This window comes from Methylobacterium nigriterrae (assembly GCF_037106235.1).
Classification (GTDB): Bacteria; Pseudomonadota; Alphaproteobacteria; order Rhizobiales; family Beijerinckiaceae; genus Methylobacterium; species Methylobacterium nigriterrae.
Map to the genome: position 1 here is coordinate 1 of NZ_JBAWTG010000519.1, position 504 is coordinate 504.

Consider the following 504-nt stretch of genomic DNA (forward strand, 5'->3'; position numbering starts at 1 on the left):
CGCGAAGAGAAGCGCGTGACCTGCGGGAGCGATACATCCGGGACCGATGAGGATCAGGAGTAGCTTGCCTCACTGCCCCCAATCAGAGAGGGCTCCTAGGAGGTCGGATTCCTTCATGATCAGGAGGTCCTGACCGTAGATCTTGACCTCGGTGCCGGACCACTTGCCGAACAGGACCCGGTCGCCGGCCTTGACGTCGAGCGCGTTCACCTTGCCGGACTCGTCGCGCGCGCCGGAACCGACGGCGACGACCTCGCCCTCCTGGGGCTTCTCCTTGGCGGTGTCCGGAATGATGATGCCGCCCTTGGTCTTCTCCTCGCCCTCGATGCGGCGGACGACGATACGGTCGTGCAGCGGGCGAAACTTCATGATGGGCTCCGATCAGACAGCGGCGCGAGAACATGGGCCTAACGAGCCGTGAACCTCAGAAACTTTGCGACAGGTCCTGCGCGGGATGTTCATGGCATGCCGGAATGCCTCGTCGAAGCGGATCCAAGCCTCCGG

Annotated in this window: 1 protein-coding gene; it reads right to left on the reverse strand. The window is 63.5% G+C overall.

What is annotated here, in order from left to right:
• Positions 1 to 69: 69 nt before the first annotated feature.
• Positions 70 to 369 carry a co-chaperone GroES gene (locus WDW90_RS38030; protein WP_336492861.1) on the reverse strand — a complete coding sequence of 100 codons (300 nt, stop codon included), beginning with the start codon at positions 367 to 369 and terminating at the stop codon, positions 70 to 72.
• Positions 370 to 504: the final 135 nt, after the last annotated feature.